We start from the raw sequence: 23,552 nt of genomic DNA, 5'->3' as shown, positions 1-23,552 counted from the left end.
CGGCCATCCCGACTACCACTTTTAATCAAACAGGCTTAAAACGGGGTCCCGACATGTTATCACCGGATACCAAAGTCAAGATACAGAATTTTGGACGCTTCCTGTCCAATATGGTCATGCCCAACATAGGCGCCTTTATCGCCTGGGGCTTTATCACCGCCCTCTTCATTCCCACCGGCTGGCTGCCCAATGAAACCTTGGCCAAGCTGGTCGGCCCCATGATCACCTACCTGCTGCCGCTGCTGATTGGCTACACCGGTGGCAAACTGATGGGCGGTGAGCGTGGCGGCGTGGTCGGTGCCATCACCACCATGGGCGTCATCGTGGGAACCGATATCCCCATGTTCATGGGCGCCATGATGGTCGGCCCGCTCGGTGGCTGGGCCATCAAGCGCTTCGACAAGGCGATGGACGGTCGCGTCAAGAGCGGCTTCGAGATGCTGGTCAACAACTTTTCCGCCGGCCTTATCGGCATGCTGCTGGCAATCCTCGCCTTCTTCGTGATTGGCCCCTTCGTCAAGGTGCTCTCCGGCCTGCTGGCCGGTGGCGTCGGCTTCCTGGTGGAAAACCACATGCTGCCGCTCACCTCCATCTTCGTCGAACCGGCCAAGATCCTGTTCCTCAACAACGCCATCAACCACGGCATCTTCTCGCCGCTGGGGATCCAGCAGGCGACCGAGCACGGCAGCTCCATCTTCTTCCTGATTGAAGCGAACCCGGGCCCGGGCATGGGTGTGCTGCTGGCCTACATGGTGTTCGGTCGTGGTGCGGCCAAGCAGTCCGCGGCTGGCGCCTCAATCATTCACTTCTTCGGCGGCATCCACGAGATCTACTTCCCGTATGTGCTGATGAACCCGCGCCTCATTCTGGCGGTGATCGCCGGTGGCATGACCGGGGTCTTTACCCTGACCCTGTTCAACGCAGGTCTGGTCTCCCCTGCCTCACCGGGTTCCATCTTCGCCGTGTTGTTGATGACGCCGAAAGCCTCCCTGATCGGGGTCGCCCTCTCCATCATCAGCGCCACTCTGGTCTCCTTCCTGGTCGCCGCCGTATTCGTTCGCGCCCAGCAGCCGGAAGCGGACGAGGCCGATGCCCTCGGTGAAGCCACTCGCAAGATGAAAGCCATGAAGGGCGGCAAGCCCGAAACCGCAGCGGCCAAGAAGCCGGGCGGCGAACTGATGGCGGTACGCAATATTGTGGTCGCCTGTGATGCGGGCATGGGCTCCAGCGCCATGGGCGCCGGCATGCTGCGCAAGCGGGTGCAGGCCGCAGGGCTCGATATCAGCGTCACCAACCGCGCCATCGATCAGCTCGACGATCAGGTGGACTGGGTCATCACTCACAAGGATCTGACCGAGCGGGCCCGTCGCCATGCGCCGAATGCTCATCATATTTCCCTCACCAACTTCCTCGACAACGGCCTCTATCAGGAGCTGGTACAGAGCCTGAGCCGCGCTGCCAACGATGACGTCGCCAACCCGCAGCTGCTGGTGGCGGCCAACGACGACAGCTACGAGCCACAGGCCGCCGAAGTCTTTACCCTGAGCCGTCATGACGTGCATCTGGGGCTGAAAGCGGACAACAAGGAGGCCGCCATCCTGACCGCTGGCCGACTGCTGGCCGAGCGGGGCTACGTGGCGCCCGACTACGTCAACGCCATGCTGGAGCGCGAACAGCTGGTCTCCACCTACCTCGGCGAATCCATCGCCGTGCCCCATGGCACCATCGCCGCCAAAGAGTTTGTGAAGCGTACCGGCATCGTCATCTGCCAGTACCCGGCCGGGGTCGCCTTTGGCGAGGCTGCCGATGAGGTAGCACGGCTGGTGATCGGCATCGCCGCCCGCAACGACGAACATATGCAGGTGATAACCCGCCTGACCAATGCACTGGATGAACCCGGTCTCATCGACCGGCTGGCCAGCACCACGGATCCCCAGGCCTTCCTGGATCTGCTGGGTGCCGAACAGGCTGCGTAATCATCTTTCATCGTCTTTGGTTCAAGAGGTTAATATCATGAAAACATTGCATTTTGGTGCTGGTAACATCGGTCGCGGCTTTATCGGTAAAGTGCTGGCGGATGCCAGCCATCAGGTCACCTTCGCCGACGTCAACGACACCCTGATCGACCAGCTCAACCACCGTCAGGAGTACAAGGTCCATGTGGTGGGTGCGGATCAGAAGCTGGATGTGGTGCGCAACGTGGCGGCGGTGAGCTCCGCCGGTCACGAGGTGATCGCCCGTATCATCACTGCCGATCTGGTCACCACGGCAGTGGGCCCCAACATTCTGGACAAGATTGCCAGCACCCTGGCCAAGGGGCTGCAGGCCCGTTTCGATGCCGGCAACCTGACACCGCTCAACGTCATCGCCTGCGAAAACATGGTGCGCGGCACCAGCCACCTCAAGCAGGAGGTACTCAAGTACCTGCCGGTCGCGTATCATGCCACGCTCGAATCCTGCATCGGCTTCGTCGACTCGGCGGTGGATCGCATCGTGCCGCCCGCCGCGGCAGCCAACGATGACCCGCTGGAAGTGACGGTCGAGAGCTTCAGCGAGTGGATCGTCGACCAGACCCAGTTCAAGGGGGAGTTACCACAGGTGGCGGGCATGGAACCCACCGACAACCTGATGGCCTTCGTCGAGCGCAAGCTGTTCACCCTCAACACCGGCCACATCGTCACCGCATACCTCGGCAAGCTGCGGGGCTATCGCACAGTGCGCGAGGCGATCGAAGATCCGGTGATCCGCAGCAAGGTGCGCCGCGCCATGGAGGAGAGCGGTGCCGTGCTGGTGAAACGCTACGGCTTCGACCCGCGTCTGCACGCCGCCTACATCGAGAAGATCCTGGCCCGCTTCGCCAACCCCTATCTGGTGGACGAGATTGACCGGGTCGGTCGTCAGCCACTGCGCAAGCTGGCGGCGGGGGATCGACTGGTGAAGCCGCTGCTGGGCACCCTGGAGTACGGCCTGCCGAGCGATCAGTTGCAGGAAGGGATCGCCGCGGCGCTCCACTATCGCAATGCCGATGACCCGCAGGCAGTGGAGTTGCAAGCCCTGCTGGCGGAGCTTGGCCCGGCCAAAGCGCTGGCCCGCGTTACCGGACTGGATGAAGAGAGCGAGGTGGTTCGCGCCATCGTCGCCCGTTACGAAACCCTGTAATGACCCTGCTTGCGGCGCATTCAGCCATCACTGATAGCGCGCCAAGCGCTTGAATGGCAAGGGAATGTGCCCCATATGATAAAAACCGGGAGAGAGGCTGACTCTCTCCCTGTCAGCTGGACCCAATGCACCTATGACCACACACCAGGAAGATGAAGTACTGGAACGACTGAACGAGCAGGATGGCCCCCGCGGCTTCTTTCTCGAAGCCGTGACCATCCTGGAAGAGGCGGTCGACTCCCTGATGCGACGCGCGTTCCGTCAGGAGGAGTATGCCGTCAAATACGCCATCGAACCCCTGCTCAACCAGAGCGGCCCCCTCGGCCAGCTGGAGGTGCGCCTCAAGCTCATCTTCGCCCTCGGCCTCATCTCACTCGAGCGCTATCAGGATATCGAAGCCTATATCAAGATCCGCGACTTTCTGGTGCGCGACCCCAAGGATTACCGCTTCAGCGACAAGCCGATCCGCGATCTGCTCGACCGCCTGCACGGGGTCAACCAGGGCGGCATGATGAAGCTGGATCCCCCCGCCAGCGAAGAGGATTGGGCCTTCTACCAGATGCAGCTCAACCGGCTCGATCAGATGGTGCGCTCCGCACTGGTACTGGCGCTGGCCGACTGTGTCGGCGAGCTCCACAAGGAGAGCCCCATCTAATCCGGCCCCGAAGCCACACCATCACCACGGTTGGCGTCTGGCTGGCGCCCTTCACACCACCGCCAGCCACCATGACGCCGACTGTCGCACATATCCCCATCCCGGCCATGACGCCCACACCTTCGGGTGTCAATCTGACCAACTTAGCCACTACACTAGCTCCATACTCACTGCCTGAATCGAGGTCTGCATGATTGCCCTCTCTCTGGCCGGGATCGCCCTGGTCTCCGTGCTGGCCCAATGGCTTGCCTGGTCGCTGCGGGTGCCCGCCATCCTGTTTCTGCTGCTCACCGGCCTGACTCTGGGCCCGGTCAGCGGCCTGCTCGACCCCGATGCCCTGCTCGGGGATCTGCTGTTTCCGCTGGTCTCCCTGTCGGTGGCCATCATCCTGTTCGAGGGGGCACTGACCCTCCATCTGGCCGAGCTCAAGGGGATCGGCAAGGTGGTGCGCAATCTCTGCTCCACCGGCATGCTGGTCAGTTTCGCCGTCATCGGCAGCGCCGGTTACTTCCTGCTGGGGCTGGACTGGCGGGTTGCCACCATGCTCGGCGCTGTGCTGGTGGTAACGGGCCCGACGGTGATCGCCCCCATGCTCAACGTGATCCGCCCCACCCGGGAGGTGGACCGTATCCTGCGCTGGGAGGGGATCGTCATCGACCCCATCGGCGCCCTGTTTGCGGTGCTGGTGTTCGAGGCGGTACGCCTCGGCAGTCAGGGGGACCTCATCAGCCATACCCTGCTGGCGCTGGGCAAGACAGTGCTGGTCGGTTCCCTGATCGGGGTGGCGGCAGGCTGGCTCACCACCCTGCTCATTCGCAAGGACTGGCTACCGGTCAGCCTGCACAAATTCGGCGTGCTGGCGCTGGTGCTGGTCACCTTCAGCTTCTCCAACTGGCTCAGCCACGAGTCCGGCCTGCTGGCGGTGACCGTGTTCGGCATCTGGCTCGCCAATCAGGAGGGGCTGGATCTGGAAGAGGTGCTGGCGTTCAAGGAAGATCTCGCGGTCATCCTTATATCCAGCCTGTTTATCCTGCTGGCGGCCCGCCTCGATCTGGCACAGCTCTGGCAGCTCGGCCCCATGGTGCTGGCGCTGCTCTGCGTGGTGCAGTTTGTGGCGCGCCCGCTCTGTATTCTGGTCTCGACCTGGGGCTCGGATCTCTCCTGGCGGGCTCGCGCCCTGCTGAGCTGGATCGCCCCGCGCGGTATCGTTGCGGCGGCGGTCAGCGCCTCGTTCGCCATCAGTCTGCATCAGGCAGAGATCCCCGATGCCGACAAGCTGGTGCCACTGGTATTTGCGGTGATCATCTCCACCGTGGTGCTGCAGAGTCTCACTTCGGCACCGCTGGCCAGCCTGCTCAAGATGCGCCAGAGCGCCCCCAACACCTGGCTCATCATAGGGGCCAACTCGGTGGCGCGGGCCATAGGCCGGGCACTGGCGGATCAGGGGGTGCCGGTACAGCTCTGCGATCCCGCCTGGGAGTTCTGCAAACAGGCGCGGATGAGCAACCTCCCCTGCTATTTCGGCAACCCCCAGTCGGAACATGCCGAGCTGCACCTGCCGCTCACCAGCATCAGTACCGTGCTGGCGCTCTCCCCCAACCGCCACAACAACGCCCTCGGGGTGCTGCACTTCGCCCACCTCTACGGCGAGGAGCAGGTCTACTCCCTGCGCTCCAGCGAGCAGCACGGCAAGGCCAACCGGGAAAGCGCCACCTTTCGCGCTCGCCAGAACCTGTTCGGCCCCGACATCAACTATGCCCGGCTGAGCAGCCTGCTGAGCCGGGGCGGCCAGATCAAGGCGACCCGCCTGAGCGAGGCGTTCGACTGGGCCCAGTATCAGACCGCCAATCCCGGCGCCATCCCGCTCTTCATCATGGATGGCAAGGGCAAGCCCCAGATCGTTACCGGCCCCGTCACTCCGCAGGCGGGTGAGCTGCTGATCGCCCTGCAGCCGCCCAGAGAGCAGGGCGCCGAATGAACGAAGCCAACCATAATCCGCTGATCGCCCCTCTGCTGGTGCTGCTGCAACAGGCGGCGGGCAGCTACAAGGTGCATGAACTGATGGCCGCCCTGCGCCAGCAGGGGGCGATCCCCCGGCTGGCCGACGACGAGCAGTTGCAGCTGTTTCGGGTCAACTTCCTGATCATGAACGCCCTCTACCAGTTGCAGGCCGAGCTCTGGCAAGAGGGATGGTGGCTAGTGATCAGCACCCTGGATATCCGGCTCGAACCGCTGGCCGGGAACCAGGAGGTCAACCACGGCTTTGCCCTTAGCGAAAATCTGCGCGGCTACTATCTCGACTGGCAGGTGTTCTGGCAGACCGATCGTGCCGAAGTAGAGGCCCTGCTCAACCGCTTCTGGCACGCTTATGACGGTGAGGGGCACAAAGCCGAGGCGCTGGCCCTGTTCGAGTTGAATGAAGGGGCGAGTCAGGAGGCGATCCGCCGCCGCTGGCGGGAGCTGGCATTGCAGCACCATCCGGATCGAGGTGGTAATGCCGAGACCTTTATCCGTATCCGCTGGGCCCGGGAGGTCCTGCGGGGATGATCCGGTTGCCGTCCGCACAAAGAGAGGCATAGACTGGAGCTGAATCCCCCTTCACAGGAGAGCATCATGACAGTCAGTGAACTTCGCAAGCTCTATCAACAACAGATCCTGCAAGAGGCCGAAATACTCCACGACGTGGCCATCCCCGGCTGGCTCATCGAATTCAGAGGCAATGATGGCGCTCTCTACGAGCTGACCGACACCCTCGGCTGCCCGGTCAGTTTCGATACGGTCGAGCAGGCCCGCGATCATGTGCATCTGGTAGCTGACTGCCCGATGCAGGTAGAACACCTCTATCGCTTCTTCGAACGTTAACTCAAACCGCCACATCTCACCCCTAGCCCCGGTGAGGCTTGTACCAGGCATATAGTCAGCACTTGCCTGCCACAGGCCTCCCCAGAAAAACTGCTTCGATTTGCTCGTGTTGCAGAGTGCAAGTTGCACGCTATCTGGCATAGACAGCTATAAGTCTGGCTATGGAGTGGCTATCTCTATGGTTACATGGACCAGCTCTTCATGTATCGCCAACCGCGCGCGGATCTCGCTGGCGGAGACAGGCGCCGCCATCAGCAGGGAGAGCACGCAGGCATACTGTTGCTGTCCCACCCGCCAGACGTGCAGATCGCGGATCTCGGCATCCGGCAGGTCGGCAATCACCTCACGGATCTCACCCACCAACGGGGTATCCATCTCGGCATCCAGCAGCACCCGACCGGAGTCACGCAACAGACCCCAGGCCCACACAGCCACCAGTACGGCCCCCACTATGCCCATCAGGGGATCCAGCCAGTCAGCCCCCCACAGCATGCCCCCCACCAGTGCCAGGATCGCCAGCACGGAAGTGGCCGCATCCGCCAGCACGTGGATATAGGCGGCGCGCAGGTTGAGATCCTGATGGCCGTGGTGAGCGTCATGGTCATGATGATCGTGGTCGTGATGCTCATGATGGTGGTCATGGCCGTGGTGATGATGGCTGTGATCATCCTTGAGCAACCAGGCACAGGCCAGGTTCACCAGCAGCCCCACCAGCGCGATGGCGATCGCCTGTTGATAGTGGATTGGGCTGGGATCCAGTAGCCGGAACACCGACTCGAACAGCATCAGCCCGGCCACCCCCACCAGCAGGAGAGCACTGGTGAAGCCACCCAGCACCTCGATCTTCCAGGTGCCGAAGCTGAATCTGTGGTCGCGGGCAAAGTGGCGGGCGGCGCGATAGGCCAGCACCGAGAGACCGAGCGCCAGCGCGTGGGAGCTCATATGCCAGCCGTCGGCCAGCAGCGCCATGGAGTTGTAGAACCAGCCGCCGCCGATCTCCGCCACCATCATGATGACGGTCAGCAGCACGGCCCAGCGAGTCTTCTGTTCGGCCAGCGGATTCCCTTCGTGGACGACGGGTTGGTGGCAGTGGGATGAGGCAAGGGATGACATGGATTTCTCCTGAGGACGACAATGCAATATACTATACCCCAGTATAGTTTTATTGATCGAGAGGATCCTGCATGTCACACACCATTCACGGTAAAAAGAAGCTGCTGGCACGGGTACGTCGCATCAAGGGACAGGCCGGTGCGCTGGAGCACGCGCTGGAGCAGGAGAGCGACTGCGCCGCCATTTTGCAGCAGATCGCGGCCATTCGCGGTGCCGTCAACGGCCTGATGCTGGAGGTGCTGGAAGGGCACATGCGTGAGCATCTGGGTGCCGAAGAGGCGACCCCGGCCGAGCGGCTGGAAGATCTGGATCAAGTAGTGCGGGTATTGCGATCCTATCTGAAGTAGGACCGGTGAATGAGGCTGCGGGCGACCCCGCATCATTCCGTTTACGGCTGTGTGGCGTCTGCCCGCCAGCCCCCGTCCCTTTCGGGCTTGAGCCACCGCCAGCTTTGCGCCATGATGTCCAGCCCGGCTGACCGCCGGTTTTACTGGACAGTCAATTTCAAGGATCCCCCATGTTTGAACACGTCGATGCCTATGCTGGCGACCCCATCCTGACGCTAGTCGAGACCTTCCACAAAGACACCCGCGAGCAGAAGGTGAACCTGGGGATCGGCCTCTATTACGACGAGCAGGGGCGCATTCCGCTGCTGCCGTCGGTGCAGCAGGCCGAAGCCCAGCGCGCGGCCGCCCCTGCCCCGCGCCCCTACCAGCCGATGGAAGGCGCCGCCAACTACCGCACCGCAGTGCAACACCTGCTGTTTGGTGCCGACCATGAAGCGGTCAAGGCGGGACGTATCGCCACCATCCAGACCATCGGCGGCTCCGGCGCTCTGAAGATCGGCGCCGATCTGCTCAAGCGCTACTTCCCGACCTCCGAGGTGTGGGTCAGCAATCCCACCTGGGATAACCACAAGGCGATGTTCGAAGGCGCCGGCATCAAGGTGCACGACTACCCCTACTACGATGCGGCCACTGGCGGCGTGCAGTTTGATGCGATGATCGACTGCCTGAGTACCCTGCCGGCCAAGAGCATCGTGCTGCTGCACCCCTGCTGCCACAACCCGACCGGGGTGGATCTCTCCCGTGCCCAGTGGGATCGGGTGATCGCGCTGGTGGTCGAGAAGAACCTGATCCCCTTTATGGATATCGCCTATCAGGGCTTCGGCGACGGGCTGGAAGAGGATGCCTACGCCATTCGCGCCATGGTGGCCGCAGGGGTCAGCTTCTTCGTCAGCAACTCGTTTTCCAAGAACCTCTCCTTCTACGGCGAGCGGTGCGGCGGCCTGTCGGTCATCTGCAAGGATGCCGAAGAAGCCAGCCGCGTACTGGGTCAGATGAAGGCCACCGTGCGTCGCAACTACTCCAGCCCGCCCACCCACGGTGGCCAGATCACCGCGGCTGTGATGAGCCAGCCCGAGCTGCACGCCATGTGGGTCGACGAAGTGACCGAGATGCGCACCCGCATCAAGGCCATGCGCCAGAAGCTGTTCGAGGTGCTGAGCGCCAAGGTGCCGGGCCGCGACTTCAGCTACTTCATCAACCAGCGCGGCATGTTCAGCTACACCGGCTTCACCCCGGAGCAGGTGGACAGGCTGCGCGAGGAGTTCGCCGTCTATCTGGTGCGATCCGGTCGCATGTGCGTGGCGGGCCTCAACAGTCGCAACGTCGACTACGTAGCCGACGCCATGGCCGCGGTGCTCAAGGGCTAATCCGCACCAGCCCCGCTTTGGCGGGGCTTTTTTGTCTTGTCTCTTCCCTTCGCTTGTGGAGTACTTATGGATCTGATCGCACTCTCTCGGCTGGGAGGTCGCCATCTGGTCACCCTGCATCTGCTGCTCGACAACCAGAGCGTCACCCGCACCGCCGAGCGGCTATGCACCACGCCTTCCACCGTTAGCAAGACCCTCAACCAGCTGCGGGGTCTGCTGGGGGATCAACTGCTCTACCGCCAGGGCAACCAGCTGCTGCTCACCCCCATGGCCGAGCGACTGGCTCCCACCCTGCACCGGTTGTTGGGGGAGCTGAACGGCCTCACTCGCCAGAATGCCTTCAACCCCCAGCAGTGGCAGGGCTGCTTGCGGCTGGGATTGCGCGAGAGCGTGATGACCTGGCCGGTGGGCCCCATTCTGGGTCAGCTGATGAAAGAAGTCCCGGGCATGGTGCCGGAGATCTGGAACAAGGATGAACAAGGGCTGGAGGCGCTGGCAGCGGGCAAACTCGACTTCGTGATCCTGCCCCATGACCAGAGCCAACCGTTACCGCGCCAGCCCGGGCTGGTGTGGGAGACCCTGCGGGAAGAGAAACTGGTCTGTCTGCTGCGCAAAGACCACCCGGCGCTGGCCAAGCCCTGGGATCTCGATGCCTACCTGAGCTGGCGCCATATCGCCATCCGGGATCAGGAGCTGGCCAACCCCTTCTTCGAGCAGAGCCTTGCCCAGCAACAGGCGCGTCGCCAGATTGGCGCCACCCTGCCCGATTTTGCCAGCGCAGCAGCCCTGCTGCCCCAGACTGATCTGATCCTCACCGCCATCGGTGGCTGGGCGGCATGCATCGCCAGCCAGCCGGATCTGGAGCTACGTCCGGCACCGTTCGATTACGGCAAAGTGAGTCACAGTCTGGTCTGGTATGGCCCGGCCGGTGATGGCTCGGCCCGCCACTGGTTCCGCCAGCGGATCCTGCAACTGGGTCGCGAGCTGGTCGAGCCCTGAGCCAGGTGACAGCGAGAAGAGATGGATGTTTCGCCACGGCGAAACATCCATGGCAATGAGGGGTCAGGGACGTTTGGTATAGATGGGACTGGGGAAAGAGGCGACATTGCTACCCAGATCCGTAATGCGAGCTGCCCCCTGCTTTTTCACCTGATCGATGCGCAACACCTGATGCATGGGGATAAGGGTGTGACGCACATCGGCAAATTCGCTCTTGAGCTTTTCATGGCTGGGATCGACGATAAGCGCCGTGTGGTTGTCCCAGACAAAATCGGCGATCTCGATAAAACCGAACAGTTGGCCCTGATTCACCTGGCGCACATAGACCTCGTAGCGCTCGTTGTGGCAAATAAACTGAACCCGATATAACGCCTTGCTTTCACTCATGATTTATCTGTGATGGAGGAGGGATGGATGGGCAATATCATAACGAGCCCCAAGGCCCCCTCCAATAGACAGAAGTCACAGTTGTGTGCTTTTACTACACAGCAAGGGAATCGATCAGACCTCTTCAGATCAGCGGTGGCAAGGTCACCGCCCCCACTCCCGCAGCACGCAACCGACTCGCCAGCCACTCCAGCTCGCTGCGGGTCGCCTCTGGCCATTGCGCAGCCTCCCCCTGTACCCCGTGGTGGCGAAAGCCATTGAGGCGAATGGGCACAGGCCCCAGCCGCTGCAAGAAGGCGGCGAGATCCGCGTCCAGCTCACCACTCGCATCCAGAAAATCGCTCTTGCCCGGCACGTGGAGCAGCCGCAGTTCGGTCAGCTTGCCGTGACTTGCCAGCAGTTGCAGCGATGCCAGCACCCGTTCGCGGCTGTAACCGGTCAGCGAGAGGTGTACCGAGTCACGCCACCCCTTGAGATCGAGCATGGCACCATCGAGCATCGGCAATAGCCGCTGCCAGCCGGTTTCGGCCAGCGAGCCGTTGCTGTCGAGAAGGCAAGTGAGATGGGCCAGATCCGGCGCGGCCTTGATGGCGGTAAAGAGCGCAACCACGAAGGGGAGCTGAGTAGTCGCCTCACCGCCTGAGACAGTAATCCCGCTCAGCAAGGGGCCGTAGCGGCGCAGCAGGGCCAGCACCTCGGCCACCGTCATGCTGGCGGTCTTGGGATTGGCACTGCGCGGGCAGGCCTCCAGACAGGCATCGCAATCGGTGCAGAGCGCCTCCTGCCAATTAACCTTACCTTCGCTCATGGAGAGGGCGCCACTCGGACAGACCGCAAGGCAGTCACCGCAATCGTCGCACAGCCCTATGGTGTGAGGGTTGTGGCAGCCGGGGCAGCGAAAGTTGCACCCTTGCAGAAACAGCACCAGCCGGTTGCCCGGCCCGTCGACACAGGAGAACGGCAGCACCCTGCTTACCAGGGCGCTGCGTGTTGGCAAGACATCAGCCATCGGTGCGAACTCAATACTCGCCGATAGTCGATTCGTGGGCGACCACTCGCGGAGCACGCTGACGAATGGCGGTCACTTCACTCGCCTCCGCACCAAGACAGGTGGTCTGCAAGCGCGACCCCTCCTCTGCGAAGCGGGCCACGTCGCTCTTGCGGATCATGTAGCCGGTCACCCGCACCAGATCGCTGTCGGCCACGTTAGCGGTGAACTCGCGCATACCGATGGCGAGCGCCCCCTTGCAGAGCTGCAGCAGCGCCTGCGGGTTCTGGCGGATGGTGGGATCCAGCGTCAGGATCTCGCTGATCCCCGAATGGTAATAAGTGTGGTGCGGTGCCAGCGCCAGCACATGACTGGCGGGATCCGGCTCCTGCCCGTAGGGAATGCGTACCCCGGGGGTGACTGCCACATCGATGCTGAGGCCACCTTGCGAGTGCAGCAGGGCGCGGCCACCCCAGGCATGGGTCTGCGAGGTCGTGGTCACATAGGCGGAAAGCTGGGCCGAGATGCGATAGCCAAGCTGGTTCGCCTCCTCGCCATGGCCGTAGCGATCCGGCAGATTCTCTTTATCCATCAGGATATTGACCGCTTCCGCCATGCCGTAGATGCCAAACATGGGAACGAAACGATCCTCATCCAGCAACCCCTCCTTGACCAGGAAGCTGTCGAAGAAGCCGGACTCCTTATGCAAGAAAGCAGCCCGCGCTTCGATCAGCTGAGAAGCCAGGCGGCAGTAGTGGGGCAGCAGGCAGCCGAGGAAGTCATCTATCCCCTGGCACTGCTCGGCAACCCGCTTGAGGGAGATGCGCACCAGGGTATTGGCGCCACCGGCCTGCGGCAGGGCGTTGTAGCAGCTGACGATACCAAAACCACGCTGGTCGAAGGTATCGCGGTGGATCGGGTAGTTGGCGATGTGCGGCTTGCTGCACTCGGCGATGTTCTTCACCGCCTGCAGCAGCAGGCTGTCTGGGGTCTGCTCCGGATCGTGGAAGAAGGTGAGGTTCGGCGCTACCTGCTTGAGCTCGTTGTCGATACGCAGGATCAGGCGGCAGATGCGGTTGTCATCCGGCCCGATGTTGACGTGCATGAAGGCGTCCGGCAGCACCCGATCCAGATAGACCCAGAACCCCTTCAGCTTGCGATAGAGGGTCTCGTCATCCAGTTCGCCGACAAACGGCAACAGCAGATGGTCGAGCCGCCCCAGCCAGACCGGCATGCCGGTGACGGAGGGGACATGGTGATAGAGGATGCGCAGGGCGTTGAGCGCCTCGTCGAAATCCTGCGGCGCCGCCAGCTCCAGCCAGGCAGAGCCCTGAGTCAGAAATTTTTCATAGTCCGGCAGCACATAACGCGGCTTGTAGGGGGCGTGCCCTTCGAACATGTCGCAGATAAATCCCTGCTCCATCGCCTCGGCGACTGCGGCAGGCAGGTCGGGGTAGGGCAACGCATTCTCGGCGGCCAGCGCCAGTGCGTGGCTCTTCTGGGCGGCGGAGAGATGGGGATCGCGCACGATGCGCTGACAGGTTTCGATCAAAGACATGGGACACTCCTTCACGGATAGAACCCATATCCTTACCATTTACAGGCTTTTTTTGAAGTGACATTCACAACAATGCGAATGTCTCAAAAAGACATCCGTTAAAGGGGATCACAACCAGAACAGAACGGGGGCCTTGTCTGCCGACAAGGCCCCCGTTCTGCGGCTCAGGGCTCGATGATGATGGGCGTACCCGGGTCAATGGCATTCCAGAGCTCATCCATCTCGTGGTTAAGTACCGCAATACAACCGTTGGTCCAGTTGGAGGGCTGTACCCGACGGTTACCCATCCGGTTAAGCTGACCATGGATCATGATCATGCCACCCGGGTTCACCCCCAACTCATTGGCGCGCTTGATATCGTCCAGATTCGGGTAGTTGATATGTATCGCTTTATAAAAACCGGAGTTGCTCTTCTTGTAATCCAGGGTGTAGCGCCCCTCCGGGGTACGTTGATCCCCTTCCCGCTGCTTGTGCCCCTTGGGAGCCGGGCCCAGTGCAACCCAGTAGCGCTTCAGTTCCTTGCCATCCTTCATCAGGGTGAGGCTGTAGGTAGACTTCTTGACCACCACCAAATCGGCTTTTTCGGTAAAGGCAAAACTCAGCGCGGGCCACAGCCCCAGCACACACAACAATACGGCTCTCATTCCATCCCTCGACAAGCCTCTGGCAGGGCTTTTTATGGTTGTCACATCATCTGAATAGGCTCGCCCGTTGGCGAGCGAGCGCCATGATATTGGATCGCCATCAATACTCAATAGACCCAATAAAACATATCTTGGCTGCGAACGGTGAATGGTCCATGAACGACCTGCGCAAACATGACTAATTGACAATAAAAACAAAAACATAGCTTACACTTTCTGGCTAGCCATGATGCCGCAGATCGGTAAATATGTAACAATTGAACCTGATTCAGGATGACATCATGCCTCTGCACTTCTTGCCGAACTCTTCGCTGACCCGCCTGCTGCTGGTCAGCGCACTGCTCTGGCTGCCCGCCAGTGTCGCCGCCGATGCACTCTGGCTGCGCGAGCCCGCCCTCTCCCCCGATGGCAAGCGGCTTGCTTTCACCTGGCAGGGGCGCATTTTTGTCGCCAGTGCCGAGGGTGGCCCCGCTACGGCGCTCACCGGCAGCGACTACCTGAGCCAGCGGCCAATCTGGTCACCGGATGGCAAACAGCTCGCCTTTGCCGCCAATCTCTACGGCAACGAGGATGTGTTCGTGGTGCCTGCCAGCGGCGGCGAGATGGTGCGCCTCACCCGCGATTCGCGCACCGATCTGCCGCAAGCCTTCAGCGCCGATGGCAAACGGCTGCTGCTGAGTAGCCAGCGCCTGGGGGCGCCCGATGCCGACCATTTTGTCGCGGAAGGCTACCAATGGGGTGAGCTCTACTGGACCCCGCTCAACGGCGGCACCTTGCAGGCCGATCTGCCGCTGCCTGCGACCCTCGCTCGCCCCCACGGGGAGCGGCTCGCCTATCAGATGCCCGCGGCGGATCAACCCTTTCGCAAGCATCAGCACTCGTTCGCGGTGCCCCGTCTCTGGCTGTTTGATGGCAAGCAGCACAAGCAGCTGACCGAAGATCGGGTGGCGGCCACCGATCCGGTCTGGAGCGACAAGGGGGACACCCTCTTTTACCTGAGCGAGCGCAGCGGTGATTTCAACGTCTGGCGCCGGGATCTTGCCAGCGGCAAGGAGCAACAGCTGACCCACTATCAGGGCCATCCGGTGCGGGGGCTCAGCGCCTCTCGCAATGGCGATCTGGTCTGGTCATGGCTGGGCGAGCTCTATCGCCTCGATGCCGGTAGCAGCGAGCCACGCAAGCTGACCCTCACACCGCAAGTGGCGAGCACGCCGGATGAGGCGAGCGAGGCCCTGACCCTGGCAGACGAAGCGCTGGTCAGCGAAGAGGCGGACGAGCTGATCCTGGTGAGCGAGGGCAACCTGTTTGCCGTCGACCCCGAGCGGGAGCGGGTGCGCCAGCTGACCCGCGATCCGAGCGAGCAATCCAGCCCCCTCTTCGCCGAGCAGGGCCGCGCCCTCATCTATCTGTCGGAGCAGCAGGGGCACGCCGCCCTCTATCGCCTGCGCAAGGGAGATCCGGATCTGCTGTTCAGCGATCCCGGCACTCTGACCGAGAGCCTGCTGCTGGCCATTCCCGACAAGGGGATCAGCCGTCCGGTGCTCTCCCCCGATGGCAAACAGCTCGCCTTCGTGGTGGATGGCCAGGCCATCCACCTGCTCGATCTGGCGAGCAACAAGCAGCGGGAGCTGGTGCCTGCCAGCTTCAACCCCTCGCGCCACGAGGTGCATCTCGCCTTTGCCCCCGCCTCCCGCCATCTGGCGCTCACCTTCCGCCCCGATGCGGCAGAGCAGGAGATCGCGGTGATCGACACGGCCAATCCCAAGGCCAAACCGGTCAATGTCAGCCTCAACGGCTATCAGGATGGGCAACCGGGCTGGAGTCAGGATGGCGCCATTCTCTATTGGCAATCGACCCGGTTTGGCGCACTGGGGCCCGATGGCGAGCCCCTCGTCACCAACCTGCTCGGCATTTACAGCAGCCGCGCCGCCAGAGCCGATGCGATTGCCGAACTGGAGCCGCCGAAAGGGGGATACGGCTTTGAGAGCGATCGTCTCAACCATCGCGAAGCGCTGCTGCTGCAACCCACCGGCACCCTGCTCGCCAGCCGCATCATCGGCGACCAGCTGATCTATCTGGTGGAAGAGATGGGGGGCAACAGCGAGAGCGAGATCAAGGGCTACAGCCAGGATCTGCGCAAGGGCAAAACCAGCGAACTGTTTGGTGAACAGCCCGGCCCAGCGCTGGCAAGCCTCAACCAGCAGGGCACCCTGGCGACCCTGGTGCGAGATGGGGAGATCACCCGGATCCACCTCGACTCCGGCGAAGCCACCAGCGCCCCCTTCGCCTTGCAACCCACCAGCCGCTGGCAGGAACACATGACCGCCGCCTTCGATCAGATCGCCCGGCTCACCCGGGACGAGTTCTATCTGGACGATATGAACGGGGTGAACTGGGATAGCTATGTCGCCGCTTATCGCCGCCTGCTGCCGGGCATCGGCAACCCGCGGGACTTTGGCAACCTGTTGGCGGAGCTGGCTGGCGAGCTCAATGTCTCCCACACCTGGGGCAGCGGCCCCGCCCCCTTCCCGCGCATGGCGGACGAGACCGCCAGCCTTGGCGGCTACTGGCAGGATGGCGAGCAAGGGGTGATGCTCACCGCCATGCTCTCTGGCGGCCCGCTGGATCAGGAGAGCGATATCGCCCCGGGCGCCCGCCTGCTCGCCATCAACGGCAGCCCGATTGCCAATCTGGCCGAGCTGGATCGGGCCCTCAACCATCAGGCCGGTGCCCGGCTCGCCCTCACCTTCCAGCAGGAGGGCAACAAGCAAACTGACGAGGTAGTGCTCACTGCCATCGACAAGCAGCAGGAGTACCAGCTGCAACAGGATCGCTGGATTGAGAAACGGCGGGAGCTGGTGGCCAGCCTGAGCGGAGGGCGGGTCGGCTACGTCTATCTGCCGGCAATGAATAGCGAGGTCTACGATGCGGTGGTGGCGGATGCCCTCGGCAGACAGCGCAATCGCGATGCGCTGATCGTCGATGTCCGCTTCAACAGCGGCGGCTATCTCGCCAATACCCTGGTGGAGTTTCTGACCGGCAGCGGCAGTACCAAGGGAATGGCCAGCAGTTGGCCCCGTCAGGGCAAGGGTGAAACCGACGCCGCCACTCGCCAGTGGACCAAGCCCTCGGTGGTGCTGGTGAACGCCGCCAGCTACTCGGAAGGCTCCGCCTTCCCCGAGTACTACCGCGCCCTCAAGGTCGGCCCCATCGTCGGCGATCCGGTGCCCGGCACCGGCACCATGGTCTACAGCCACGACTCCCGGCTGATCCCGGGACTCTCCTACGGCATTCCGACCCTGGGGCTGCGCAAACCGGACGGCACCTTCTACGAGAATCAGGAGCTGCTCCCGGATCTGCAGGTGCCCCTCACTCCGGCTGACATGGTGGCCGGGCGCGACCCGCAGCTGGAGGCGGCGGTACAAGCCGCCCTCAAGCAGTTGCCAGCCAGCGCCAAATAACGGCGCCCATCTAGCTCAACGAAAGCGAAACAGCTCGCGATGCAGATGCCCGTCCGGCAACAGCCGGGTCAGGGCATCTGCCATCCCCTCCGGCCCGCAAAACCACACTTGCTCGGGCGCATCCTGCGCGATGCGGGCCAGATCCAGCCGCCCGGCCGCCTTGTCCAGATGCAGCTGATAGCGCACGCCGGTGCGATGACAGAGCTCCACCAACCGCCGATGGTAAACGGCCCCCGCCAGATCCGGCGCGCACTGGATCAGGGTGATCCCCTCGCCGCGCTCGCCACGGGCAGCCAGCCCCTCCAGCCAGGCTACAAACGGCGTGATACCGATCCCGGCCCCCAGCCAGAGGGCTCGCCCTCCCCCTTGCGGGGCGACAAAAGCGCCATAGGGGCCGGTCACCACCACCCCATCCCCGACGCGCGCCTCTGCCACCAGCTGACGGGTATGATCCCCGAGTGCACGCACCGCGATCACCAGCTGGCGCCGATCCGCTGACACCCGCACCAGGGTAAAGGGGTGCGGCCCCTCCTTGGCATCAAATTCGAAGAAGGCAAACTGGCCCGGGCGGTAATGGGCGAGCGGCCGATCCAGCTGCATGGTCAGCTCGCAGGTCTGATCCGCCAGCGCCCGCACCGCAATGACCCGGCCGGGATGGCGATCCCGCGCCCCCACTTGTCCCAGCAGGGAGTAGAGGGCCCCTATAGCACCGATCCCGCCGATCAAGCAGATCGATACCCCAACAGGCGTCATGGCTCCCACCTGAGGCAACAGGCAGAGCCCGTGCCCCCACCCCGCCAGATAGATGAGCGGCGCCAGCCGGTGGATCAGCCGAAAACGGCCATAACTAACCAGCGCCAGCAAGCTCACTACCACCAACGCGATCAGTAGATAAAAACTCCACTCACCCAGGGTATTGCCAAGGGCATGGAGCGAAATGCCATTGCCTGCACCAGCTCCAGCTGCACTGGCCCCACGCCGGGCGGGACGACTCAGCCAACCCGCCGAGACTGCCCACTTGGGCACCTCCACCAGCAGCCAGTGAGCGGTCAGTGCCAATGCACCGCCGATGGCCGTCTGACGGTGCAATCGTAACATCCGGTCCAGACCGCCAAACCACGCCTCCAACTGCGGCAGGCGCAACGCCAGCAAAAGCGAAATGGCCATATAGGCCATCCCCAGCAGGCCCGTCAGCAGCAACATCTCATGGCGCCAGGGCCACACCCCGTTGGCATCCCCCGCATAACCGAGCCACCAGACCCCGACCGCCAGCAGCGGCAACAGCCACCACACCCGTTTACCCGTCATAACATGCTCCCTGGTTCCATCGCGGCAGGGCCTCACCCCTGCTCATGGCTCCATTACAACCCCGTCCGGTCACAAGACTTTGCCAGAGGGGGAAGCTTGTGTGGCAATGTGTGACAAACGGCAACAGCAGAGGGGACTATCGGCCCCTCTGGTCACCCTTGTTGGCTCGCCCCTCTTCACAGGAGATGGCGCACAATCCACCTCTGCCGTGATTGACGACCTGCCAGAAAAAGGGATCAAATGGGGACGGTATATATCTGCGGCGAACAACCTGCTGCCCACTCTTCCGGACAAGGAGTCCCCCTTGCTTTCATCCACCGAACAACGCGTCTGCCCGAGTTGTCAGTGCGAGACCAACCATGTCGTAGTGCTGGTCGACAAATCCTATGGAAAAGAGGTGAAACCAGAGCAAAAGCGCACTGCATTTATCAAAGACTTCATTACCGGCTGGGCCGCCGGCCCCTTTCTGGCCAACATGGATCGCTTTGAACGACATGCCATCTGCGAGCATTGCGGAAATAAAGTCATTGATGAATGAAAAAGGGAGAGGCAATCGCGGGCTTCCATACACCAGCCACCTTTTATGGCCGAAACCCAAAAGAAGGCGTTGCGATTCAGGATCACAACGCCATAGACGTCAATCAAACAACACGGTCACCGGCAACCCTTCCACTTGCAGGTTCGGGGGTAATTTTTCATCCAGCGAGAGTGCGACCTTGAGGGTTGCTTTCTCCCCTTCAAACGGAGCGGCTAACTGAGCCGGCAACTTGTCCGCCAGCTCGACCTGTCTGGCGACCCTGGCAGCCAGACGCTCCCCGCTGGGCAGCTTGACGACAGCCTTGTGTCCAGGAGCCATTGAAGAGAGATATTTGGGCTGCACATAGGCTATCACCAGCGGGTCTTCTCGCTTCGAGATAAGTGCCAGAGGAGCCCCCGAGAATACCCAGTCCCCCTCCTGTACCAGCACATCTGAAACCTTGCCAGTCGCCGGAGCTCTTGGCTGTTGATGGTACGCCATCGCTTCCATCTCGGTCAGCTCCTGATCGAGCAAGTGACGAGCACTGGCTAGCGGTCCGGTCAGTTGGTCCTCACTGATTTGCAGTTCCTGCGCTATCTTCTCTGCCCTTGCCTTCTGCAGAGCTATGCGTGACTGAGTCCAATTCAGCAGGGCCGTTGCGTACTCTGCACTGGATACCAGCTTCTCTTTTTTATAACCGGCATACTCCTGATAGATGACCTCCTGCTCCCGGCTCCCCCGTTCGGCAATACCAATCTGTTCGTCCAGATTGCGCAAGATAGCCTGTTCAGCCTCAGCCTTGCTCAATTCGATGGCCGCTCTGCGCGCTTTTCGTTCCGCCATGTTGGCCTTGAGGGTTGGAGATTCGAACTGCATCAGGGCATCGCCTTGTGACACCCCCTGGCCGGGAGCTGTGTAGATGTGTCGAATAAAGCCATCCCCATTGGCAACAACCAGTTGCGGCTCGGTGGTAATGATGGCTGGCGCCTGGGTCAGCCACCACTCGCGCCCCAGATACCACAGCAGAATAATAACGGGACTGAATGCCAGTAACAGGATGAGATACCAGCGAGCCTTGAAGGCGACACGCTTGGCGGGGGCATACAATACCCGGATCCCTTCATCCGACGTGGCATCCTGCTTCTTGGGGGGATTGAATGTGACTTTCATCAGAATTTATTTCCTCGTTTTAATACCCACCAGGGGGCCATGCTGCTCTCTTCATGACCGCGCCGGAACATCTCATTCAACAGTGCGATGGCGCACCACAAGCGCATCAGCAAGGTGTACACCGGGTAAAGACACAACCATGGCAGCAGACGTAGATCTGCCTTCGGGCGTTCAGATATAGCCAGCAAAAACACGGCGAAATTAACCAGGGTAAGAAACAGGTAAACCAGATAGAGACAGATCATCAACGCAGCGACAAACTGCCCCGGATAGCTAAGCACCAACCACCAGCTATAACCCATGACCAGCAGGGGCAGCACCACGTTTTGCGCCACCCCGTAGATCAAGGTAAAAAAAAAGGTCTTCCAGCCCAGAATACGCGGCGTCAGGGAGAGCTTGTGCTTGCGCAGATAGAGAAACAGCAGATCTCCATCCCAGCGTAAACGCTGCTTGGCAAGCGTGATCACGTCTGCGGGCGCATCGGTGTGACCGATGGCACGAGGGGCGAACCCTATCTTTAAAGCCGGATGGCGTTTGAGGTAATGCTTAATACGGACTGTCAGATCCAGATCTTCTGCGGTATGGGTATCCCACCCACCAATCTGGCGCAAAAAATCACGACGAAACGCACCGAAGGCTCCCGAGATATTGTTGATGAGGTTCCACTCGCTCAGTCCCGTCTTGCCCCCCTGCATGGAGATCATGTACTCAATGCTCTGCATCCGGGTCAGTACGCCATCGTTCAGATTTCGCACCCTTAATGCCCCTCCCACAGCAGGCACATCAGGATCATCGAAACAAGCCACGATCTCATCGATCATGTTGTTGTCAAAGGAGGTATCTCCGTCCGCGTTCATCACTATCTCGCCAGTCGCAGCGGAGAGACCGGCATTGAGAGTGGAGACCCGGCCTCCCCTCTGCCATTTCGGTAGCAGGACCAAACTTCTGTTCTCGCACCCCTCGAATTCACGAACACAATTGAGCGCAGCCTGATAGGTATGCGCGTTGGCCTTGGCGCCATCAATCACAGCAATGATTTCCATTTGACCGCGATAAAGCTGTTCCTTGAGCGTCAATATGGTGGAGCGGATCGCCTCCCCTTCCCCATAACAGGTGATGATGCAAGACACTTTGGGACAGCGCCGAGCGCGCGGCAGTTCAGATGCCCTGGGAACCTGGCGCGCATACCATTTCAGGATCCCGGTCAACGTCAGCGCCATCAGTGGCACCTCCATCAACAGCAACATGGGCAACAGCAACAGAATCATCCGGGGAGAAAACTGGAGGCTACCCAGTATCTCTATCAGGATGTAGTGCACCGTATTCATCCACTCATGCATCCGGGCTATCTCCATCCAGCCACTGGCCGAGCCATACCGCTGTATCGTCGCCCAACAGGGCGGGCAAAGGTTGTACTTTCACCGCCAGCGTCAGAGCATCCAGTCCCTCGATGAGATTCAATGCCTGAATGCGCTCCTGCAGAATGCGCCAGTCGTCGGCATCCGTATGCGGCAACAGCAATAACAATCGGTCATCGGCATACTGGCAAACGACATCGGTATCACGGAATAGAGCTTGCAAACGGTTGAGCAGAGCGGCCAGTCGCTGCTGAGTCTTTAGCATGCCCAACTCGGCCCGCAACTCAGCCAGATGCTCAACCCGAATAGCCAGCAAGGTATGGCAGCCACCATGGCGTTGCAGCAAGCTGTTGTTCCATTGCAGCAACCAGGGGAAGTGCTCCATGGCCATAGGGGTACCCCAGGTCAACGGCAGATGCAGTTGTTGAGTTCCTTCCCGTGCGATGTGGCGGGCCAGCTTGCCGATGCGATATTCATAGATGGGCGCAACCACCAGATCATCGGGTTTGTGCGCCTGGCCACATTCATGGCAACGCGCCTGGACGGCAGCCTCCATAAAACGGGCATGGCATGACAAACAACGGAATTTCTCAAGGGGCCTGTCATAGTCAACACCGATGTGACGCAGAGTCGTGACGCACTTGGGACAACGCAGCACACCCTGTCGCATGAATGCATCCTGATCATCCACGTGCCCGCAGGTGAAGCAGTGCACAGCTGGCTTGGCCTGGATGGCGATATGAGCGCATTCGGGACACACATCGACAAAATTGAGATGTGCCGAGTTGCAACTGTGACAAAGACGTACCCGGTCCACCAGCTGCTCACTCTGCAATAAACGCTCTGCAACCAGCTGCGGGAGGGCATCCCCTGCTTCGCTGCCCAGCAGGCAATCCAGCAGGGGATAGCTGTACCCCTGACGGCAACCAGCCTGCCAACGTGGCAACAAGCGAAAATGGGAGCGAGGCCAGCTGTACCAAGCCAGCTTTTCCATGTCATCCGGATGCTCTCGAGGGGTCAACAACGCCAACCGTTCAAGCATGTCAGAGGCCCGTTCATCCAGCTGTGTCAGGAGACCGTCGGCCAACATGGGAGAGAGCGGGCTCTTTACAACACAAAATACCGGCTGCAAATAGCGTATCGGGTCACGCCGCACAGCCTGCAATACCCTGTCCTGCTCATCTGCAGGCAGGTTGAGCAGTAATACCGGCTGCTGCAATGGATCCCAGCAGGACAGATCGAGAAGTGGCAAGGCAACACGATCCACCGAGCCTCCCAGCAGCGCAATCTGACCGGGGTGTTCACTCGTGCTCATCATGGGGAAATAACCTCTTTCCATTCACTGACAAATAGATACCAAGCCAATAAAACGGACCCGCCTGTTGTCATGCATCGGCAGACTCAGGCAATGTCGCGAGATGCGCATTGCCCTGCACGGACAGCACAACAGCAGTGTCAACGTTATCGACGGATAGCATGAAGCAGGCGAACGCGCAGAAAGAGTTGAGAGCTGACGCCATTTTCATGTGCGGCTCAGCCATCTCGGGGGGAAGAGATCTGAAGCTTTCCGAGCCCGACTCACATCGGGGGTGGCAAGGTGGGCGATTTTGCAGTTGTGGACAATTTAGTCAACCCGGAAAGATGAGAATAACTAGCAGA

At 61.3% G+C, this 23,552-nt stretch carries 20 protein-coding genes; 11 read left to right on the top strand and 9 right to left on the bottom strand.

Annotation, left to right across the window (positions count from 1 at the left end):
* Nucleotides 1–53: 53 nt before the first annotated feature.
* The 6 genes from G5195_RS10265 to G5195_RS10240 all read left to right on the top strand — a co-directional run bounded on the left by G5195_RS10265 (nt 54) and on the right by G5195_RS10240 (nt 6,676).
* The gene (locus tag G5195_RS10265; protein WP_021231686.1) at nt 54–1,976 is read left to right on the top strand and encodes a PTS mannitol transporter subunit IICBA; all 1,923 of its coding nucleotides are present in this window, start codon (nt 54–56) and stop codon (nt 1,974–1,976) included.
* Between the two features lie 37 nt (nt 1,977–2,013).
* Nucleotides 2,014–3,159, top strand: coding sequence for a mannitol-1-phosphate 5-dehydrogenase (locus G5195_RS10260; RefSeq protein ID WP_201298792.1), 1,146 nt, complete (start codon nt 2,014–2,016; stop codon nt 3,157–3,159).
* 133 nt (nt 3,160–3,292) lie between these two features.
* Entirely contained in the window at nt 3,293–3,814 is a 522-nt protein-coding gene (locus G5195_RS10255; protein WP_421236100.1) for an MltR family transcriptional regulator, read from the top strand.
* 190 nt (nt 3,815–4,004) lie between these two features.
* On the top strand, nt 4,005–5,792 hold the full coding sequence (locus G5195_RS10250; protein ID WP_421236099.1) for a cation:proton antiporter: 1,788 nt from the start codon (nt 4,005–4,007) through the stop codon (nt 5,790–5,792).
* On the top strand, nt 5,789–6,361 hold the full coding sequence (locus G5195_RS10245) for a DNA-J related domain-containing protein (protein ID WP_421212970.1): 573 nt from the start codon (nt 5,789–5,791) through the stop codon (nt 6,359–6,361). Before G5195_RS10250 ends, G5195_RS10245 begins: the two co-directional genes overlap by 4 nt.
* 66 nt (nt 6,362–6,427) lie before the next feature.
* Nucleotides 6,428–6,676 (top strand): hypothetical protein, encoded by a 249-nt coding sequence (locus G5195_RS10240; RefSeq protein WP_266135317.1) that lies wholly within the window; start codon nt 6,428–6,430, stop codon nt 6,674–6,676.
* Between the two features lie 159 nt (nt 6,677–6,835).
* Here the strand turns inward: G5195_RS10240 and dmeF are convergent, their stop codons facing one another.
* Nucleotides 6,836–7,789, bottom strand: a complete 954-nt coding sequence (gene dmeF / locus G5195_RS10235; RefSeq protein ID WP_421236098.1) for a CDF family Co(II)/Ni(II) efflux transporter DmeF — start codon at nt 7,787–7,789, stop codon at nt 6,836–6,838.
* Between the two features lie 71 nt (nt 7,790–7,860).
* Between dmeF and G5195_RS10230 the strand changes: the two genes are divergently transcribed.
* The 3 genes from G5195_RS10230 to G5195_RS10220 all read left to right on the top strand — a co-directional run bounded on the left by G5195_RS10230 (nt 7,861) and on the right by G5195_RS10220 (nt 10,502).
* Nucleotides 7,861–8,136: a metal/formaldehyde-sensitive transcriptional repressor gene (locus G5195_RS10230; RefSeq protein WP_005343089.1), complete on the top strand. Its 276-nt coding sequence runs from the start codon at nt 7,861–7,863 to the stop codon at nt 8,134–8,136.
* A 170-nt stretch (nt 8,137–8,306) separates the two neighbouring features.
* Nucleotides 8,307–9,503, top strand: coding sequence for an aromatic amino acid transaminase (locus tag G5195_RS10225; RefSeq protein ID WP_033114017.1), 1,197 nt, complete (start codon nt 8,307–8,309; stop codon nt 9,501–9,503).
* 66 nt (nt 9,504–9,569) lie between these two features.
* Nucleotides 9,570–10,502 carry a LysR family transcriptional regulator gene (locus G5195_RS10220; RefSeq protein ID WP_421236097.1) on the top strand — a complete coding sequence of 311 codons (933 nt, stop codon included), beginning with the start codon at nt 9,570–9,572 and terminating at the stop codon, nt 10,500–10,502.
* A gap of 63 nt (nt 10,503–10,565) precedes the next feature.
* Here the strand turns inward: G5195_RS10220 and G5195_RS10215 are convergent, their stop codons facing one another.
* The 4 genes from G5195_RS10215 to G5195_RS10200 form a co-directional block, all read right to left on the bottom strand.
* Nucleotides 10,566–10,889: a DUF1820 family protein gene (locus G5195_RS10215; RefSeq protein WP_216952118.1), complete on the bottom strand. Its 324-nt coding sequence runs from the start codon at nt 10,887–10,889 to the stop codon at nt 10,566–10,568.
* 124 nt (nt 10,890–11,013) lie between these two features.
* Complete coding sequence (locus tag G5195_RS10210) at nt 11,014–11,898, bottom strand: YjjW family glycine radical enzyme activase (protein ID WP_266135314.1); 885 nt, start codon at nt 11,896–11,898, stop codon at nt 11,014–11,016.
* Nucleotides 11,899–11,908: 10 nt separating this feature from the next.
* The gene (locus G5195_RS10205) at nt 11,909–13,435 is read right to left on the bottom strand and encodes a YjjI family glycine radical enzyme (RefSeq protein ID WP_227341453.1); all 1,527 of its coding nucleotides are present in this window, start codon (nt 13,433–13,435) and stop codon (nt 11,909–11,911) included.
* 164 nt (nt 13,436–13,599) lie between these two features.
* Nucleotides 13,600–14,079 carry a L,D-transpeptidase family protein gene (locus G5195_RS10200; RefSeq protein ID WP_227341454.1) on the bottom strand — a complete coding sequence of 160 codons (480 nt, stop codon included), beginning with the start codon at nt 14,077–14,079 and terminating at the stop codon, nt 13,600–13,602.
* A 281-nt stretch (nt 14,080–14,360) separates the two neighbouring features.
* Between G5195_RS10200 and G5195_RS10195 the strand changes: the two genes are divergently transcribed.
* On the top strand, nt 14,361–17,540 hold the full coding sequence (locus tag G5195_RS10195; RefSeq protein ID WP_421236096.1) for a S41 family peptidase: 3,180 nt from the start codon (nt 14,361–14,363) through the stop codon (nt 17,538–17,540).
* A 15-nt stretch (nt 17,541–17,555) separates the two neighbouring features.
* Here G5195_RS10195 and G5195_RS10190 read toward each other — a convergent pair whose 3' ends face one another.
* A complete protein-coding gene (locus G5195_RS10190; RefSeq protein WP_421236095.1) occupies nt 17,556–18,848 on the bottom strand; it encodes a ferric reductase-like transmembrane domain-containing protein in 1,293 nt (430 codons plus the stop codon).
* 100 nt (nt 18,849–18,948) lie between these two features.
* On the opposite strand from G5195_RS10190, the gene G5195_RS10185 reads away from it, so the two are divergent.
* Nucleotides 18,949–19,386, top strand: a complete 438-nt coding sequence (locus G5195_RS10185) for a hypothetical protein (RefSeq protein WP_421236094.1) — start codon at nt 18,949–18,951, stop codon at nt 19,384–19,386.
* A 99-nt stretch (nt 19,387–19,485) separates the two neighbouring features.
* Here the strand turns inward: G5195_RS10185 and G5195_RS10180 are convergent, their stop codons facing one another.
* From G5195_RS10180 to G5195_RS10170, 3 genes are read right to left on the bottom strand one after another with little or no spacing between them, the layout of a single operon-like run.
* Complete coding sequence (locus tag G5195_RS10180) at nt 19,486–20,535, bottom strand: HlyD family secretion protein (RefSeq protein WP_216952122.1); 1,050 nt, start codon at nt 20,533–20,535, stop codon at nt 19,486–19,488.
* A complete protein-coding gene (locus tag G5195_RS10175; protein WP_421236093.1) occupies nt 20,535–21,875 on the bottom strand; it encodes a glycosyltransferase family 2 protein in 1,341 nt (446 codons plus the stop codon). Before G5195_RS10175 ends, G5195_RS10180 begins: the two co-directional genes overlap by 1 nt.
* Nucleotides 21,868–23,211, bottom strand: a complete 1,344-nt coding sequence (locus G5195_RS10170) for a diguanylate cyclase domain-containing protein (RefSeq protein ID WP_216952124.1) — start codon at nt 23,209–23,211, stop codon at nt 21,868–21,870. The genes G5195_RS10175 and G5195_RS10170 overlap by 8 nt, the downstream gene beginning before the upstream one ends.
* Nucleotides 23,212–23,552: the final 341 nt, after the last annotated feature.

The organism is Aeromonas sp. 601039, assembly GCF_049174415.1.
GTDB classification, from domain to species: Bacteria; Pseudomonadota; Gammaproteobacteria; order Enterobacterales; family Aeromonadaceae; genus Aeromonas; species Aeromonas veronii_A.
Note: the sequence above shows the minus strand (reverse complement) of the source record. Positions and strands in the feature narration are given on the sequence as shown.